We start from the raw sequence: 16,874 nt of genomic DNA, 5'->3' as shown, positions 1-16,874 counted from the left end.
CTGCCGCCCGTGGCACCGGCAAACCCCGCTATACCCCTGCCCATCAGGCAGGGGCACGGACTCAGAAGGCGCGCACCACCTGGGCCCAGACGCGCGGCGTGCGTTCCACGTCGCTCTCGGCTTCGGCGTTGCCCAGCTTCCAGGCCGCCACGGCATTGACCTGCCAGCCATGGGACGCCCACAGGGCGCCGAAGCCGGCGCCGGAGAGGCTGCGGTGGTTGTCGTCCGCCGTCCAGGCGTCCTTGTTCAGGCGCACTTCGCCGTGGTCGACGAAGGTGGACAGCTGCCAGGCCTCGGTGAGGGCGTAGCGCAGCTCGACGTTGGCCAGCCAGCCCTGATCGCCCGAGGCCTCGCCCTGGGGGTAGGCGCGAACGCCGTAGGCGCCGCCCAGGTAGAGTTTCTCGGAGCTGTCCAGGTTGCCGTCGGCCCACTGGCCCTGGAGCTGGGTATAGAGGCTGAAGCGGTCGCTGAGGCGCTGCAGGCGCACCAGGCTGGGGTTGAGCTTGTGGAAGCGGCCACGGGTGCCGGCGGTGGCGTCGTCGGCGCGCTGGGCCTGGGCGCCGTCGAGGGTCAGGCTGCCCTGGCTCCAGCCGAGGGCGAAGCTGTTGATGCCGCCGCCGAGCAGGTCGTCACGGCTGTTGCCGTTGAGGGTCAGAGTGACGACGCGGGCGTGCTTGTCGCTCTTCTCGTCGAACAGGTCGATGTCGTCCTTCAGGCGCTTGTCGTCGAACTGCAGCTGGGTGAACAGGCTGAAGTCCCGCGAGCGCACCAGTGGCTGGATGGCGTAGACGCTGGCGATGCGCGCGTTGCCGTGGGCGCGCAGGTCCTCGAAGTCCTTGCCCAGCTCGTAGTCCATGTCCGAGTAGGCGACGCCGAACTGGGTGGCCCAGGGGCCGAGCGGCAACTGGTAGGCCACGCGGCCGTAGTGCTGGTCCTCGTCACTGCCCATGGCCCGCAGGCTGAGGCGGTCGCCGAGGTTGAGCGGGTTGTTCAGGTTCAGGGTGCCGCCGAGGCGGTACTGGCCGACGAAGCGGTTGCCGTAGTTGTCCATGTCCACCGAGCCGGTGACCAGGGGCGCCTTCTGCAGGCCCACCAGCAGGTCGGTGGTGCCGGTGCTGGCACCGGGTCGCAGGGTGGACTTCACCTCCACGCCGGGGGTGTCCTGCAGCAGCAGCAGGCTGCGCTCCAGGGGCTGGCCCTGCACGGCATCGCCGGTTTTCAGCGCGGCCAGCGGCGCCAGCGCGCTGCCACCCAGGCCCACCGGGTTGTCGACACGGACCTCACCGTAGCGCCCTTCCAGCACGGCGATCTTCACCACCCCGCCATCGATCTCCTGGGCCGGTAGGTAGGCACGCGCCAGGGGGTAGCCCTGTTCGCGGTAACGCCGGGTGATGCGGTTGGCGGCCGCCTGCAGCTGGCCGACGCTGAGTTCCTTGCCGGGCAGGTCGGCCAGCAGGCCCAGCAGCTCTTCGCTGCCCAGTGCGCTATTGCCTTCCAGGGTGAAACCGTTGACCTGCAGGCGCGGACCGGCCTCGGCCGACGGGTCGGCGGGCGTGTCCGGGAGGTTGATCGGCAGGGACTGCCGGGGACTCAGTTGCAGGGGCTGCTGGTCGAGGCCTTGCTGCACCTGGCCGGCATCCGGAGCGGTGGCGGCGGAGACGGACAGGCTGAGCAGCGAGGCGGCAAGGCCGGCCAGCACGGGAGTCGAACGCATCTTCAGATTCCTTCGGGAAGACGAATGCCGTTGTTGACGAGGTTGAGCTGCGCGCCGAACTCGGCCGGTGCGAATAGAGCCGGGGTGACCACCACCAGCGGTCGCTCGGTTTCGCTGCCGGGTTGCTTGCCGGTCATCTGCGCGGCAGGCACGCGCGGGTCAGTGACGGTGCTGACGGGCAGCGTCCCGGTGACGGTGAGCATGCCGTCAACGTAGGTGATGTCGTAGTTGCCCAGGCCGGTGCCCTGGGCGTTGCTGGCGACGATGGCGTAGTTGCCGGCCGTGGCCCCGGCCCCGGCCCCACCGCTGTTCAGGCTGACGCCGCTGATCTGGTCGCCGGCCACCAGACCCGCACTGGAGAAGCCACTGAGGCTCGCCACCTGGCCGGCGGTCTTGCTGGCATTGCCGGCGGTGATGGCCAGCGCGGCCCTGTCGATGGTGAGGGTACCGTTGCCGTAGGTGATGTCGTAGTTGCCCAGCCCACTGCCCTGGGCGTTGCTGGCAACGATGGCGTAGTTGCCGACGCCAGCATTGAAGACCGACCCCAGGCTGGCGAGATCCACACCGCTGACCTGATCACCCGCAATCAGGCCCGAGGTGCTGAAACCGCTCAGCGATGCCGTCTGGCCGTAGGTCTTGCTGGCATTGCTGGCGGTGATGGTCAGCGCTGCCTTGTCGATGGTCAGGGTGCCGGCGAGCATCTCGATGTCATAGCCGAACTGGCTGGAATAGAGCCCGCTCGCGCGCAGGTTGGCGCCAGTGTAGGTGCCGGCGTTGGCGCTGCTGGCGGTGTAGAGGGCGCTGCCGCCGACCAGGGCCGGGTCGTAGCCGATGGGGAACACCAGGGCTCCCATGCTGCTGGTGGCGGTGCCGTCGTAGGTCTTGCTGGCATTGCCGACGTTGACGCTGAGGGCGGTCATGAAGCTGCGCAGCAGGGGTGCGCTGTGGCCCTCGTACATGCGCCAGGTGGCACCCGTGCCGCCGGCGTCGTCGATGCTCCAGCCGGCCGCCACAAAGGGCGCCAGGGTGGTGAGCTGGGTGCTGGTCAACCCCGATACGCCCGAGGCATTGCCGGCCCCGACGCCCTGTGCCAGGCCGCTGGTGGTGGTGTTCCAGAAACTGCCGGTGGCGGTGCCGGCATTGCTGCCCACCAGGCCGCCGACCGCGCCGACGCTGGAGCTGGCCGTGCCCGTGGAATAAACACGCAGCAGGCTGCCGTCGTTGAACCCGACCAGGCCGCCCGCCGTGGCGCTGCCCTGGGCGCTGCCGGTGGCGTAGCTGTCGCGGAGGATGCCGGTGCTGGTGTTGCTGCCCGCCAGGCCGCCGCCATTGAGACCGCCGCTGGCACTGCCTGTGGCCAGGGACTCGCTGAGGGTGCCGGCGTTGGTGCCGACCAGCGCGCCGACGTTGCCCGTACCGGTGACGCCGGTGTCGCTGCCGACCCGCTCGATCACACCGGCCGATGCGTTGTAGCCCACCAGGGCGCCGGTGTAAGTACCGCCGACCACGCTGCCGCCCACCAGGTTGAGGTTGCCGACATAACCGGCGTTGTAGCCGAACAGGCCGCTGTAGGTGCTGCCGGGGCGATTGATGGCCAGGCCGCCGATGCGGTGCCCCTGCCCGTCGAACCGGCCGGTGAAGGGGTTGGCCAGGCTGCCGATGGAGAGGAAGCCGGTGCCGCTGTTCCACAGCGCACTGCTGGAGGCGTCGATATCGTTCGCCAGAACGAAGCGGCTGCCCGCCAGGCTGTTGGAGGCCAGCCCCTGGAGCCCATAGACATCGGCGATGCGGTACGGGGTGGCGGCGCTGCCGTCCCCGGCCAGGGCCCGTATGAAGGTGGCGCTGGGGCTGAGGCGGAAGTCGGTTACGTTGAAACTCGGCAGGCTGGCCGCCACCTGGTTCCAGGTGCCGCCGGTGAGATTCAGCACGCCGAGGTTGACGCCTCCGTTGCTGGTCGCGGTGCCGGCAGCAGACAGGGTCAGGCTGCCGTTGGCGGCGTCGATGCCATCACCCAGGAGGATGTTGCCGCTGTTGCTGGTGCTGAGGGTCAGCCCGGCGTTGTCGCCCCAGGTCAGACGGTCGGCCACGCCGAGGTTGCCAGCCGCCGACAGCTGGCGGGTACCGCTGATGCCGAAGGCACCGCCGCTGTCGAGGCTGAGCAGCCCGCCGGAGCCGAGGTCGGTGTCCAGGCTGTAGCTGGCGGGAGTGGCGCTCAGGTAGAGGCCATAGCCGGTATCGGTGAGACCGCCGAAGTCGGAGAGCGCGAGGAAGCCCAGGTCGCTGTCGGCGTAGCTGCCCCGAGCGGCCAGGTAGCGGCTGCGGGTTGCCGTGAGGCTGCCCTGCCCGGTCACCAGGCGCATGGCCGAGGCATAGATGTCCAGGCCCTGGATACCGAGGTAGCCGACACGATCACTGAACGCGGCACCCTGGCTGGAACCACCCTCCAGGTAGGTGAGCGTGCCATTGCTGTCGAAGCGGCTGGCTTCGCCAAGGACGTAGTAGTAGCCGTTCGCCCCGGTGGAGGCGCTGCCGATCAGTTGTCCACCCGACACGGCACTGACGGTGGCGCCAGCGAGTGCCGTGCTGCCGGCGTCGCTGAACACCCGGCCGCTCACGGCGTTGGGTGTGGTGCTGTAGCGCCATTGCAGATACGGATAGAGGTTGGTGCCGATGCCCCAGATCGAGGAGGCGAAACCGGCCGGCAGGCTGCCCTGCAACTGGGCGGTGGTGCGTCCGGTGATTCCAGCCGCCACACCACCGGCGCTGCCCAGCGTCTGGCCGCTGGTCTGGATGTCCCAGTAGGCGTTGGTGATGGCACTGCTGCCACCGTTGTTGTAGCCGGCGAAGCCGCCCATCTGGCTGCCGCCGGCGACGTAGCCGGTGGAGTAGCTGTTGCCGATGGTGCCGTTGACGAAGTTGACCCCGACGAAGCCGCCGATGTTGCTGGCGGAGCCTTGGCCGATTACCGCGCCGGTGGCGTAGGAGTCGGTGATGCTGCCTTCGTTATGGCCGACGAAACCGCCGATGGGGCCCGCCGCCGCCCTCACCGTGCCAGTGGCGTAGGACTGGCTGATGGAACCGCCATCGCCGCTGTAGCCGTTGGCTCCGACCAGCCCACCGACATAGCCGAGGCCGTTGTTCGGGTTGGTGCCGGTCACATTGCCGGTGGCATAGGCGCGCGTGATGCTGCCGCCGTTGAAATTGAAGCCGACCAGGCCGCCGATCTGGTAGCCGGCGCCGGTGACGTTGCCACTGGCGGAGGCATCGGCGATGGCGCCGCCGTCGTTGGTGCCCACCAGCCCACCGGTATTGGCCTCGCCAGTGCTGGTGCCGCTGACGGTGGTGCTGGCTGATGCGCTGCCAAGGGTCCCGCCCGTCATGTAGCCGACCAGCGCACCGACACCGTCGTTGCCGGTGACACTGCCGCCCACCAGCTTGACGTTGGCCAGGGTTGCGCCGGAGGTGTAGCCGAACAGGCCCACGTAGTTGGTGCTCGCCCGGTTGATGGCCAGGCCGCTGAGGCCGAAGCCCTGTCCATTGAAGCTGCCGGTGAAGCTGCCGGTGTCGCTGCCCAGGGGCTTGAAGCCCGATGCACCCCAGACATCGCCGTAGTAACCGTTGCCGCCGGCAGCAAGCGCGGCGCCCAGGTCGAGGGAGGTGCCGAGCCGGTAGTTGCCGGCCAGGTTCGTGCCGATCAGTTGCAAGGCATGGGGGGTGTACACCGCGGTGGAGTACTCGCTGCGCAGCATCGGCCGGGTATCACCCTCGAACATCACCCAGGTGTTGGCGAAGTCGAAGCCGTTGTAGGTGGACTGGGTGCGGGCATTGGCCGAAGTGATGGCGGTGCCACCGCTGGCGCTGCTGGCCTGCCCGGTGCTGTTCACGTCCCAGTAGCTGTTGGCGAAGGTGATGGTGGACAGGAAGGTGCCGCCGATCAGGCCGCCCGTGGCGGTGTAGCCCTGGACCCGGCCGCTGGCGTAGGTGTTGGTCAGGGTCGCCGAGTCGAAGACATTGCCCACCAGCCCGCCGGCGAAGGCGCTGCTGTTGCTGATGGTGCCGGTCACCGACCCCGTGGAATAGGCATCGGCCAGGGTGCCGTTCTGCACAGTGCCGGCCAGACCGCCCACGTTGTTCAGGCCCGTCACGCTGGCGGTCGAGGACGCCCCCTGCAGCGTGCCATTGGTGACCTGGCCGACCAGGCCGCCGACGTTGGAGCCGTTGCCCAGCACCGAGCCGGTGACGTGGATGCCCGACAGCGTGCCGCTGAGGGACCCGCTGATGGCGCCGACGGTGATATTGCCGGTGATGGCGGCATTGGACAGGGTCAGGTCGCGCACCTGCCCGCTGACGGCCTGGAACAGGCCCACGTTGTTCTCGGAACCACGGGCGATGGTGAGGCCATCCACGGCGTGACCGAGGCCGGTGAAGGTGCCGCTGAAGCCTTGCAGCGGCGCGAAGCCCTGGCCGCCGTTCCAGGTGCGCGTGGCGCTGGCGTCCAGGTCGGTGGCGAGGGCGTAGTAGCCACTGGCACCGACACCCTGCAAACCGGCGAGGTCATGGATCAGGGTGTAGCTGGTGCCCCCCAGGCTGAGGCTGGCGTTGCTGCCCGACAGGGTGACGCGGGCGCCGCTGCCCAGCCGGTAGCCGTTGCCGTAGACCAGCGAGAGCCCCGCGTTGGTGCCGGTGGCGGTGATGTCCTTGTTGATGATGACGCTGCCGGCGGCGTTCAGCGTCAGGGTGGTGTCGGCGCTCCAGCTGATGGGCGCATCGACGGTGATGTTGCCGGCCTGGCTGCCACCGACTCCGGTGGTCACCGTCACCCCGGTGCTGGCCAGGGCGTTGGTCAGGGTGTTGACGTTGAGCACGCTGTCGTTGGCGTTGCCGTTGAAGCCACCCATGCCGGTGCTGCCGGCAGTGGAAATGGTCACGTTGTAGGGGTCGATCAGCCATTCGCCGGTCTTGCCCTTGCCGGGCTTGGCCAGGGTGGTGACCTTCACGTCATCGGCAACCTGCACGTGGGCACCGCTGGTCTCGATGAAGCCACCATTGCCGCCGTTCGCGGCACTGGCATCGAGGGTGCCAGCCACCTTGACCACGCCGCCGTCGAAGTCGCCCATGAGCATGATCTTGCCGTTCTTCTCGCCCAGGGTGCGGGCCTCGATCACGCCGGTGTTGTTGACCACGGTCTTGAGCAGCGCATCGCCGGCATCGGCCGTGAGCAGCACCTTGCCGCCGTCGGCGCGGATCAGCTTGTGGTTCTCCACCAGCGCATCCGCGGCGGCGCCGTCCACCTGGACGTTGAGCAGGCCGTCGCCGGCAAAGTCCAGGGTCACGGCATTGCCGGCCGCCAGGGCCACGCTGCCCTGCTGGGCGACGATCACCCCCTGGTTGCTGACGGTGCCCCCCAGCAGCGCCACGGCGCCGCCATCGGCTGCGGTGAGGGTGCCCTGGTTGACCACGGTCGCCGGCGTGCCGTCGCCCTTGAAGCGGTAGTTGCCGCGTTCGAAATCTTGCGGGTCGATGTCGAGGGTCGAGGCCACCAGGCCGCCGACCTGGACCTGGGCACCGCTGCCGAACAGCACGCCATTGGGGTTGACCAGGAAGACCCGGCCGTTGGCATCCAGCTGGCCCATGATCTTCGAGCCGTCGCTGCCCACCACGCGGTTGAGGGCGATGGAATCACTGCCGGGCTGGTTGAAGGTCACCCGCTTGCCGGCGCCGATGTCGAAGCTCTGCCAGTTGATCGCCAGCTTGTTGCTGGACTGGTCGATGACCATCTGCTGGGCGTTGGGCTGGCTGATGGCGCCACTGCCGGAAACCACCTGGCCGCCGGTCGGCAGGTCGGCCGCCAGGCCCGCCACCGGGGCCAGCAGCGCACACGCCAGGACCGCGCCGGAGCCCGCCTTGCGTCTCCGGGCATGCTCATCGGCGACACACCAGGCGCGCAGACGGGGATTCCAGACCAGCGAGAAGGCTCGATTCATGACAGCAGTCCTTTGACGGCAAGAAGGGCTCGAGAAAGCCGCCGCTGTATATCACGGCGACTTTTACCTAGGAATTGGCTGTCAGGAATTTTTTACATCATGAATTTTTGGCGTCAGCTGATTGACTCGAATACCCGTATCTCGTCCGCCATCACCCGGTTGCGCCCGGCCTGCTTGGCCTGGTAGAGCAGCTCGTCCGCGCGCTTGAGCACGTCCTGCACGCTGCGCCCGCCTCGGGGTGACCAGTGCACCACACCGAGGGAAACGGTGATCTGCCCCACCGGGTCGATCGGGGTGGCCTCCTGCCGGGCGCGGAAGCGCTCGGCCACCTCTGCTGCCGTGCGCAGGGGCGCCTCGGGCAGCAGCAGGATGAACTCCTCGCCGCCGACACGGCACGGCAGGTCCCGCTCCCGACAGCTCTGGCGCAGCAGGTCGGCGAACTGGCGTAGCACATCGTCACCCGTGTCGTGGCCGAAGGTGTCGTTGACCCGCTTGAAGTGGTCGATGTCCAGGCTGATCACGGAGAACGGCGTGCCCAGCCGTTGCCAGGCCTGCAAGCGCTCCTCCATGGCGCGGCGGTTGGCCAGCCCGGTGAGCGGATCGCTCTTGGCCTGCTGGTCCAGTTGGCCGAGCTTGGCCCGGGTAACCTCCAGCCCGGCCAGCAGCGCCTGCTTGATCATCCAGGCCTCGGCATACCAGGCTTTCACCCGCAGGGCCTTCTCCGCCCGCTCGGGCTGCGCGGCGCTCTCGGCCAGTTGCCGCAGCGGGCGGCTGATGCGCGCGGAAATCCACAGGATCAGCCCGATGCCCAGCAGGCTCATGGGCAGCAGGCCGGCGAGCAGGCGCTTCATCAACTCCTCCAGCGCCGCCTGGGCTGCAGCCAGGGGCTGCTGCGCCACCACGCCCCAGCCACTCAGCGGCACGCTGGCGTAGCCGGCCAGCATCTCCACGCCCCGTGTGTTGACCGCCTGCATGGCGCCGCTCTCGCCCTTGAGCACCGCGTCGACGATGGGGTTGGCGCCCAGGCGCTCGCCAACGCGGCTGGCGTCGGGGTGGAACAGCACCTTGCGGTCCGGGTCCACCAGGTAGACGTTGGACGCGTCATGGTGGAAGTGCTGGCTGACCAGCGAATCCAGGGCATTGGGCTTGCCCAGGTAGATGGTGCCGCCGATCAGCCCCCGGTACTGGCCATCGGGGCCCCAGATGGGGTGGGAAACGAAGACGATGAGATTGCCCGCCAGGGAGCGGAACGCCGGGCTGACCATCGCCCGGCGCTGCTGCAGGGCCTCCCGCGAGCGCAGGGCCTGGCCGTTGATGCCCAGGCTGTCCGGCTTGGAGGCCACCACGGTGCCCTCGGCATCGGCCACCAGCACGGTGTTGAAGCTGTGGTCCTGCGTCAGCAGGCGCTCCGCTTCCAGCGCCATCTGTTTCGTATCGCCCGGCACGTTGCCCAGCAGGTTGGCGCTGAAGCGCAGGCGCTCCAGGTCACCGGCCAGGTTCTCGTTGATGCTGGCGGCGAGCTTGGCCGCATAGGCGCGGTTGGCCTCCAGGGCGTTCTGCACCAGTGCCTGGCGCTGGATGCCATAGGTCACCAGCAGGTTGTTGGCCAGCGTCGCCAGGGTCGCGGCAAGGACGAACAGCAGGATGAGATTGCGCAGGTTGAGCTTGGGGGGCGGCCCGAACGGCATGGGTCATGTCCCGATGGGTCTAGCGCTCAAGGCGACTGCGATCCTTGCAGCGGGTCCTACGGGCGACGCATCGTCGTGGTGAGCGAGCGGGCTTTGGCCAGGGCCGTCACAGGCCCGTAGAAAAACCCGGGAAAACGTGTGGATTTTACTCTTCGGGCAAGGTGAAACCAAGGCCGAAACGGCGAGGTGCACATCATATGTGCGCTCCAGGATCGGGCGACACCGCTGGCCCGGGGCTGCGCTGGCAGGCTGGAGATGGGGCGCACCGAACCGAGCCGGGCTCGGTGGGTGGGTGCGGAGACTTTCAATGCTCCCAGCGCCCCGGCGCATAGGAAAACATCGGCAGCGACCAGCCGAAACGGATCGCCGAAAGTCGCAGCAGCAGGCCGACGCTGAAAGAGGCGAGCAGGTTGAGGTCGTCGTCGACGCCTTGCTGGCGCAGGCCGAGGTAGAACAGGGCGACCAGCAGGGAGACGCTGGCGTAGAGCTCCTGGCGCAGCACCTGCGGGGTGCGGTTGCAGAGGATGTCGCGGAGGATGCCGCCGAAGATGCCGGTGATGATCCCGGCCATGACCACCACCGGCAGGGCGTAGTCCAGGCCCAGGGCGACATTGCAGCCGATCACGGTGAAGGCGATCAGGCCCATGGCGTCGAGCACCAGGAACAGCTGTCGCAGGTGGTGCATGAACCTGGCCAGGAGCATGGCCGAGAGGCCGGCGCCGATGGTGAGGAAGATGTATTCGGGGTGCTGGGTCCAGCTCACCGGGTAGTGGCCGAGGAGGATGTCGCGGACGGTGCCGCCGCCGAGGGCGGTGAGGAAGGCGATGAGGCTGACGCCGAACAGGTCCATATTGCGCCGGCCGGCGGCGAGGGCACCGGACATGGCTTCGGCGACGATTGCAATCAGGTAGACGTAGGTGAGCACACAGAACTCCTGCGTTGTGCTGCCCCTCCCCCTGTCCTGTGTACCTGAGAGTTTGCGCGGCGTGGGCCGCTTGCCCCTTCGGTGGGCCGCTCGCGGGCGGCCGCTCTCCAGTTGGCGATCATGGAACCCGCAGTGACTTCTGCCTGAGCGATTATGGGAGTTTGCGCCTTCGGCGGAGGCGCATGGCGCCTCGCTCTCCTGCGGGGGCGCGGATTATAGGGGCGCTGACGAACTTGTGCGAGTGGTCAGCTTCCGCGCCTGCACCTGTCAGGTGCGGAAGGCCCCCAGCCCGCTTTTCAAGGCACGTGCCGTCTCGCCCAGTTCAGCGGCGGAGTGGTTGATGGCGTCCACATCCTGGCGGGTGTGCTCGAAGGCGCCGCGCATATCGCCCAGGCGGCCGGACATATCGGCCACCGCATGCTGGATGTGCTCGCTGCTGGTCAGCGCCTGCTCGACATTGGCGTTCACCTCGCCCATCTGCCGCACCAGGGTGTCGAGGGCTTCCAGCGCTTCGTCGGCGTTGCCCGCCAGGGCGCGCGAGCGCTCGGCGGTGCTGCCCATGCGCTGGGCAATCTGGCGGATGGCACCGGTGACCTGGTCGATCACCTTGTGCGCATCGGCCAGCACGCTCTTGGTCTGCCCCGCCAGCTTGCGCACCTCGTCGGCGACCACGGCGAAGCCACGGCCCGCCTCGCCGGCGCGCGCGGCTTCGATGGCGGCGTTGAGGGCCAGCAGGTTGGTCTGCTCGGAGATACCCGCAATCATCTGCAGCACCTGGCCGATCTGCTCGGCCTCACGGCTGAGGCCGTCGAGGTCGGTGGCCAGCTCGATGTTGGAGGAGGTGCTGCCGTGCACATCGGCGATCAGCTGTTGCAGCTCCTGGTGGGCGCGGCTGAGTTCGGCGCTGGTGCGTTCGAGGTTGCTGCGCACCGCGCCGGCCAGGCTGTGGGATTGCCCGGCGGCCTGCTGGATCGATTGTCCGTGTTGGTCGACGTCGGCCAGTTGGTGCGCTGCCTGCTGGATCTGCTGGGTGATGTCGTCGGCGCGGTGCAGGAAGGTTTCCGCCAGCTGCTGGTTGCTGTCGGCCATGCCGAGGGCGCCGGAAAGGGTTTGCCGCAGGTCCTGCAGCAGGCCGGACAGGCGCGTACCCATCTGCCCGAGTTCGTCGTTGCTGGTGACTGCCAGGGAGTGCGAGAGGTCGCGCTCCTGGGCGATGCGGTTGAGCTGCCCGGTGAGCTGGCGGATGGCGTGGACCAGCATGCGCGTGGCCAGCCAGGACAGCAGCAGGCCGATGCTCAGCGTCACCGCGCCGATGAGCAGCAGGCTGCGCAGGCTGTCGGCGATGGCCTGGTCGAGGCTGCTCAGGGTGACGTCCACGCCCACCACGTAGGGCTGGCCGCCGCTGGTGCGCATGGGCAGGAAGATCGAGCGGAAGGTCCCGTAGCTGTCGGTGTACTCGTCGAACTGCGCCTGGTTGCTGCGCGCGGCCTGGATCACCGCCGGGCTGGCGTCGGTGTACTCCTCCAGGTGCTTGGCGTAGCTGTCGCTGGCGATCTCGCTGCCGCTGGCGCCGTCGGAGAGGTAGAACACCCGGCCGCCGCTGTCGACCATCAGGGTGTAAGCGAACTTCAAGTCCACCTCGCCGGCGTACTCGCCGAGGTTGCGCACCTGTTCCAGATACTCGCCCTCGCGCAGGCCATCGGCCGTCCGCGCCCGCTCCAGGTAGTCGTTACCCAGCAGGCGCGGCACCGCATGAGCTGCCGCACGCAGGCGGTTGTCCATCTGCTCGCGGATGTCCAGGGACTTCACGTACTGCGCGTAGCTGATGAAGGTGGCGATGCTGATCAGGTTGACCAGGGTGAAGGCCAGCAGAATCTTGGTCTGCAGGCTGACGGAGCGCAGCGATGACATCGGTTCAGTTCCATCCGAGTGGAGAGTCCAGCCGCTCTTGCAGTGGCTTACTTTTGTTTCGGAATACTCTGACAGAACTTAAGTGGCAAGTGGCCAGTTGAACCCTGGCGTTTTTTGAAAGAGGAGCCGCGCTGGGGCCGTCGTGCAGGCGTCATGCCCCGTTCCGCTGTTCGATGCCCGTCTTCATGACCCCCTGCAAGCTCGCGCCGACAGGGGGCCTGATACGGGCAGTGCCCTGGTTACAGCGCCGTCTTGCAGCTCACGCCCACGGCCTTGAACGCGTTGATCACGTCCGCCGTCGGCAGGCTGCGGTTCTGTGCCGACTTGATCACGCCGCAGGCGCCCTGGTCGAAGGTGCTGGTCTCGGTCCAGTAGAAGCGGTTGGCGTCGACGAACACTTCAAAGGCCTTGCGGGTGTTCCAGCCGGTCGACTTGGCGAGCAGGTAGAAGGCGCGGTTGTACACCCCGCTGGAGTGGTGCACGTCGATGCCTTCGTAGTAGTCGCTGGCCCGGTCGATGGAGCTGCCGTCACGGCTGGGCTGGTCCATGTAGCGCAGCGAACCGTTGCCCTTGAAGATATCGGCACCCACCTTCCAGTCGTTCTGCCCCTTCATGAAGTACTCGGCGGCTTCGCCGGCCATGTCCGAGAAGGCTTCGTTCATGCCGCCGGATTGCCCCTCGTAGACCAGGCCGGAGTTCAGCTCGGTAAAGCCGTGGCTGACCTCGTGGGCCGACACGTCGAGGGAAACCAGCGGGTAGAAGCGGCTCTTGCCGTCGCCGAAGGTCATGGCCTGGCCGTCCCAGAAGGCGTTCTCGTAGCCGTTGCCGTAATGCACCTTCATGTACAGCTTCTTCTCGTTGAGCGGACGCAGCCCGCCGAACCAGTTGCCGTACATCTGGAACACCACGTTGCCGAAGTAGTGGGCATCGTTGAGGGGCGAGTAGGCGCCGTTGGTGAGCTTGTACTCGTTGTACGGGCAGGCGAAGCGGAAGGCTTTGACGCTGGTGTTGTTGGTGCTGTTGTTGAGGTTGACGGTGATCACGTCACCGCTGTTCATCTCGCAGCGGTTGTTGACGATCAGCGGGCCGTACTGGGTGCCGTAGAGGTACTTGCCGGTCTTGGCGTTGCCGCCCGGACCAGTGGCTTCGGCGTGGTTGAGGCCTTCCCAGCGCTGCAGGACCTGGCCGGTGTTGGCTTCGATCATGAAGTGCGGACGGGACGGCTCATCCCCGCCGACGAAGAACGACACCACGTAGGCGAGTTGCGCCTGCTTCTGCTCGTTCAGCCGTACCACCAGCTCGCTCTGCTCGTTGCTCACCGGCTGGCTGCTGGCGACCAGGGCCTTGGCCTGTTGCAGGGCCTGCTCCTTGGTCAGGGTGGGGGTGGCGTCACGCACCAGGTCCTGCTCGATGCCTACCAGCATGCGGCCCGTGCGCTTGGTGGCGCCGTTGCGGCTTTCGGTGATGGCTTCGCCCCAGACCCGCACGCCCTTGTAGTACTGCTGGTAGCGGGTGACCTGGGTGCCGTTCGGCAGCTTGGCGCTGGTGCCCTTGTCGAGCTCCTCGGGTGCCAGGCCCAGGTCGGAGTGGATGTCGCTGCCACCGGCTATTCCTGCCCGTGACGGCAACTTGGCTACGTCCACCAGCTCGGCCGCGAGTCCTATCGCGGGAGAGGCGAGAGTGGCCAGGATCAGCGTTTTTCCTATGAACTTCCTTTGCATTCTGTAGCTCCTTGGTGATGGTCGGAGGGTATCTCCGTGGTGCTCCAGTGGCCTTGTGGGCGCTCTAGGAGCGAGGTATCGCCGGTGCCCGGCGGATGGCCGGTTGGGGTGGCGATAAGGAGGAAGGTATAGACGCCAGGAAGGGGATATCAACGCTCGAATGCATAAATAATCGCGATATTTGCTGCAAATTTCGGCAATAAGGCGGCTATTTGTCGTGAATTGACAGGGTGTCAATTGCTAGCCGTTGCGCTTGCCCGGGTGCCGTGGCGATGACGGATGGGCTCGCAAGGGGGAGCCCGGTCCGGGATTCGGGGCTGCAGGGCCCGGAATACGGGAGGTTGCCCCGGCAACCGCGAGCGGGAGCCGGCGACAGCGAAGCGAGGGAAAGGAGGTGGGGCGACGGAGAAGCGAAGCCCTCGGCCTTCGGTCGGATCACCCAAGGCCTGCGGGAGCTGCCGACGACTGGTCAGTCGGAAGATGTGCGGCGATCGTGTCGATAGAGCCAGGCGAGCGGTGGCAGCAGGGCGAGCAGGGCAAAACCGTCGACCCACAGGTGCGCCCAGATGCCCCGCTGCGCGGAGAGCAGCATGTCCTGCGGGGCCCACAGCAGGATGCCGACCATCATCCAGCCCCAGGCCGAAGCGTTGCGCCCACGGTCGCCGATGCGCACCAGGGCGAACATGAACACCGCGTAGCTTTGCATCGTGGCGCCGAACAGGGCCTGCCACCACAGCTGCTGATCGCGCGCGCCCGCCGGCACTGCGCCGGTCCAGAAGGCGTGCTCGACGCCCTGCTGATAGGCCTCGAACAGCGGCAGGTGGTTGAACCAGGTGAGCGCGAGGCCGGCACAGAGATGGCCGAAGGCGGCGGCATACAGCCAATAAACGAGGAGCTGGCGGAGGCGTGCGTGCGGGGTGGTCATCGACATTCCGTGTCCTGCTGGAGCATGGGTGGTGGCGGAGTGTAGCGACTTTGCCCCCACGCCATTGGGATGCGTTGCGCGGGAGCGCTTACTCCCGGGCCGTATCGCCTTTCTTGACGAAGTTTTCACACGTGCTTGTGCAGAGTCCGTGCGGTTCCTGCCGGTTCGCTCGGCAGCCTGTATCCGACTGATGGAGTTCTTATGCCGTCGCATGCGCGTGATCAAGGGGCCCGGACATTCGACTGGGCCGGTCTGGGCTGGTTGTTTCTGTTCTTCTGGTGCTTCTCCGGCCTCACCCAGGTGCTGATCCTCGCCACCGATACCAGTGGCTTCACCGGCTTTCGCCAGGCCTTCCTGCTCAGCGGCCTGTGGCTGATCCCGGTGCTGCTGTTCCCGGCGCGCACCCGCACCCTCGCTGCGGTGATCGGCGTGATGCTCTGGCTCGCCTCGTTGCCGGCGCTTTTCTACTTCCTGGTGTACGGCCAGGAGTTTTCCCAGAGCGTCATCTTCATCATGTTCGAGTCCAATACCGCCGAAGCCGGCGAGTACCTGACCCAGTACATGACCTGGTGGATCCCCCTGGTGCTGCTGGCCTACGCCGGCGTCGCCTGGCTGATCTGGCGGCGCCTGCGCCCGGTGTACCTGCCCCGTGGCAAGGCGCTGGCGATCAGCGCGGCCTTGCTGGTGGCGCTGCTCGGCTACCCGGTGACCAAGCAGATGATGGTCAACGACAGCTTCGAGCAGGCCATGGACGGCATCGACAAGCGCCTGGAGCCGGCGGTGCCCTGGCAACTGGCGGTAGGCTACCGGCAATACCGCCAGCAGCTGTCCAACATGCAGGACCTGCTGGAAGGCAACGCCCGCATCGCGCCCCTGGCCAACCTGCACGACATCAACGGCAACCAGCCGTCGACCCTGGTGCTGGTCATCGGCGAATCCACCAACCGCCAGCGCATGAGCCTGTATGGCTACCCACGCTCGACCACGCCGAACCTCGACAAGCTGCGCGGCGAGCTGCAGGTGTTCGACAACGTGGTCACCCCGCGCCCCTACACCATCGAGGCGCTGCAGCAGGTGCTGAGCTTCGCCGACGAGAGCAACCCGGACGCCTACCTGAGCAAGCCCTCGCTGCTGAACATGATGAAACAGGCGGGCTACAAGACCTTCTGGATCACCAACCAGCAGACCCTGACCAAGCGCAACACCATGCTCACCACCTTCTCCAAGCAGGCCGACGAGCAGTTCTACCTGAACAACAACCGCAACCAGAATGCTCGCCAGTACGACGACGATGTGTTCGAGCCCTTCGCCAAGGTCCTCGCCGACCAGGCGCCGCGCAAATTCATCGTGGTGCACCTGCTGGGCACCCACATGAGCTACCAGTACCGCTACCCGCCGGAGTACGAGCGCTTCACCGATCGCCAGGGCGTGCCGCCCAACGTCACCGACGACCAGTTGCCCACCTACAACAGCTACGACAACGCCGTGCTGTTCAACGACCACGTGGTCTCCACCCTGATCGAGCGCTTCAAGGCCACCGACCCGAACGGCTTCCTGCTCTACCTGTCCGACCACGGCGAGGCGGTGTTCGACCCCGAGCACCCGCAGGTGCTGGGGCGCAACGAGGCGGCGCCCACCGCGCCGATGTACACCATCCCCTTCATGGTCTGGACCAGCCCCGCCTGGCAGCAGAGCCACCCGCGTAATTTCGCCGGTACCTTCGACCGCCCCTTCAGCAGTGCCGGGCTGGTGCACACCTGGGCAGACCTCGCCGGCCTGCGTTTCGACACGCTCGACCCCACCCGTAGCCTGGTCAGTGCCGACTTCAAGGCGCGCCCGTTGATGATCGGCAACCCCTACACGCCGAAGACCATGATCGACTTCAGCCTGATCAAGCCCAAACCCAAGGCCGCCGCCAAACCGGTGGAAGTGGCAAAGGAGGGCGACCAGCCCCTGCAGAGCGGCCCGCCCAGCACCCGTGGTTGAGGTGAGATAGCGTCCGGCCC

General features: G+C 67.2%; 8 protein-coding genes and 1 riboswitch. Of the genes, 1 reads left to right on the top strand and 7 read right to left on the bottom strand.

Going from position 1 to position 16,874, the window contains the following annotated elements; translation table 11 throughout:
• Window positions 1-61: 61 nt before the first annotated feature.
• The 7 genes from ACXI0U_RS21770 to ACXI0U_RS21740 all read right to left on the bottom strand — a co-directional run bounded on the left by ACXI0U_RS21770 (window position 62) and on the right by ACXI0U_RS21740 (window position 14,868).
• Entirely contained in the window at window positions 62-1,714 is a 1,653-nt protein-coding gene (locus ACXI0U_RS21770; RefSeq protein ID WP_431482862.1) for a ShlB/FhaC/HecB family hemolysin secretion/activation protein, read from the bottom strand.
• Between the two features lie 2 nt (window positions 1,715-1,716).
• Window positions 1,717-7,698 (bottom strand): two-partner secretion domain-containing protein, encoded by a 5,982-nt coding sequence (locus ACXI0U_RS21765; protein WP_431482861.1) that lies wholly within the window; start codon window positions 7,696-7,698, stop codon window positions 1,717-1,719.
• A 113-nt stretch (window positions 7,699-7,811) separates the two neighbouring features.
• Window positions 7,812-9,386: a diguanylate cyclase gene (locus ACXI0U_RS21760; protein WP_431482860.1), complete on the bottom strand. Its 1,575-nt coding sequence runs from the start codon at window positions 9,384-9,386 to the stop codon at window positions 7,812-7,814.
• 304 nt (window positions 9,387-9,690) lie between these two features.
• Entirely contained in the window at window positions 9,691-10,311 is a 621-nt protein-coding gene (locus tag ACXI0U_RS21755; RefSeq protein ID WP_431482859.1) for a trimeric intracellular cation channel family protein, read from the bottom strand.
• Window positions 10,312-10,431: 120 nt separating this feature from the next.
• Window positions 10,432-10,522, bottom strand: a riboswitch (glycine riboswitch).
• Between the two features lie 56 nt (window positions 10,523-10,578).
• Complete coding sequence (locus tag ACXI0U_RS21750; protein ID WP_431482858.1) at window positions 10,579-12,222, bottom strand: methyl-accepting chemotaxis protein; 1,644 nt, start codon at window positions 12,220-12,222, stop codon at window positions 10,579-10,581.
• Window positions 12,223-12,461: 239 nt separating this feature from the next.
• The gene (locus ACXI0U_RS21745) at window positions 12,462-13,943 is read right to left on the bottom strand and encodes a M4 family metallopeptidase (RefSeq protein ID WP_021221216.1); all 1,482 of its coding nucleotides are present in this window, start codon (window positions 13,941-13,943) and stop codon (window positions 12,462-12,464) included.
• A gap of 469 nt (window positions 13,944-14,412) precedes the next feature.
• Entirely contained in the window at window positions 14,413-14,868 is a 456-nt protein-coding gene (locus ACXI0U_RS21740; RefSeq protein ID WP_021221215.1) for a hypothetical protein, read from the bottom strand.
• Window positions 14,869-15,069: 201 nt separating this feature from the next.
• Between ACXI0U_RS21740 and ACXI0U_RS21735 the strand changes: the two genes are divergently transcribed.
• On the top strand, window positions 15,070-16,854 hold the full coding sequence (locus ACXI0U_RS21735) for a phosphoethanolamine transferase CptA (RefSeq protein ID WP_431482857.1): 1,785 nt from the start codon (window positions 15,070-15,072) through the stop codon (window positions 16,852-16,854).
• Window positions 16,855-16,874: the final 20 nt, after the last annotated feature.

The sequence above is a fragment of the Pseudomonas sp. C9D1 genome, assembly GCF_056491235.1.
The sequence above is the reverse complement of the archived record's forward strand: the minus strand, read 5'-3'. Positions and strand labels throughout refer to the sequence as shown.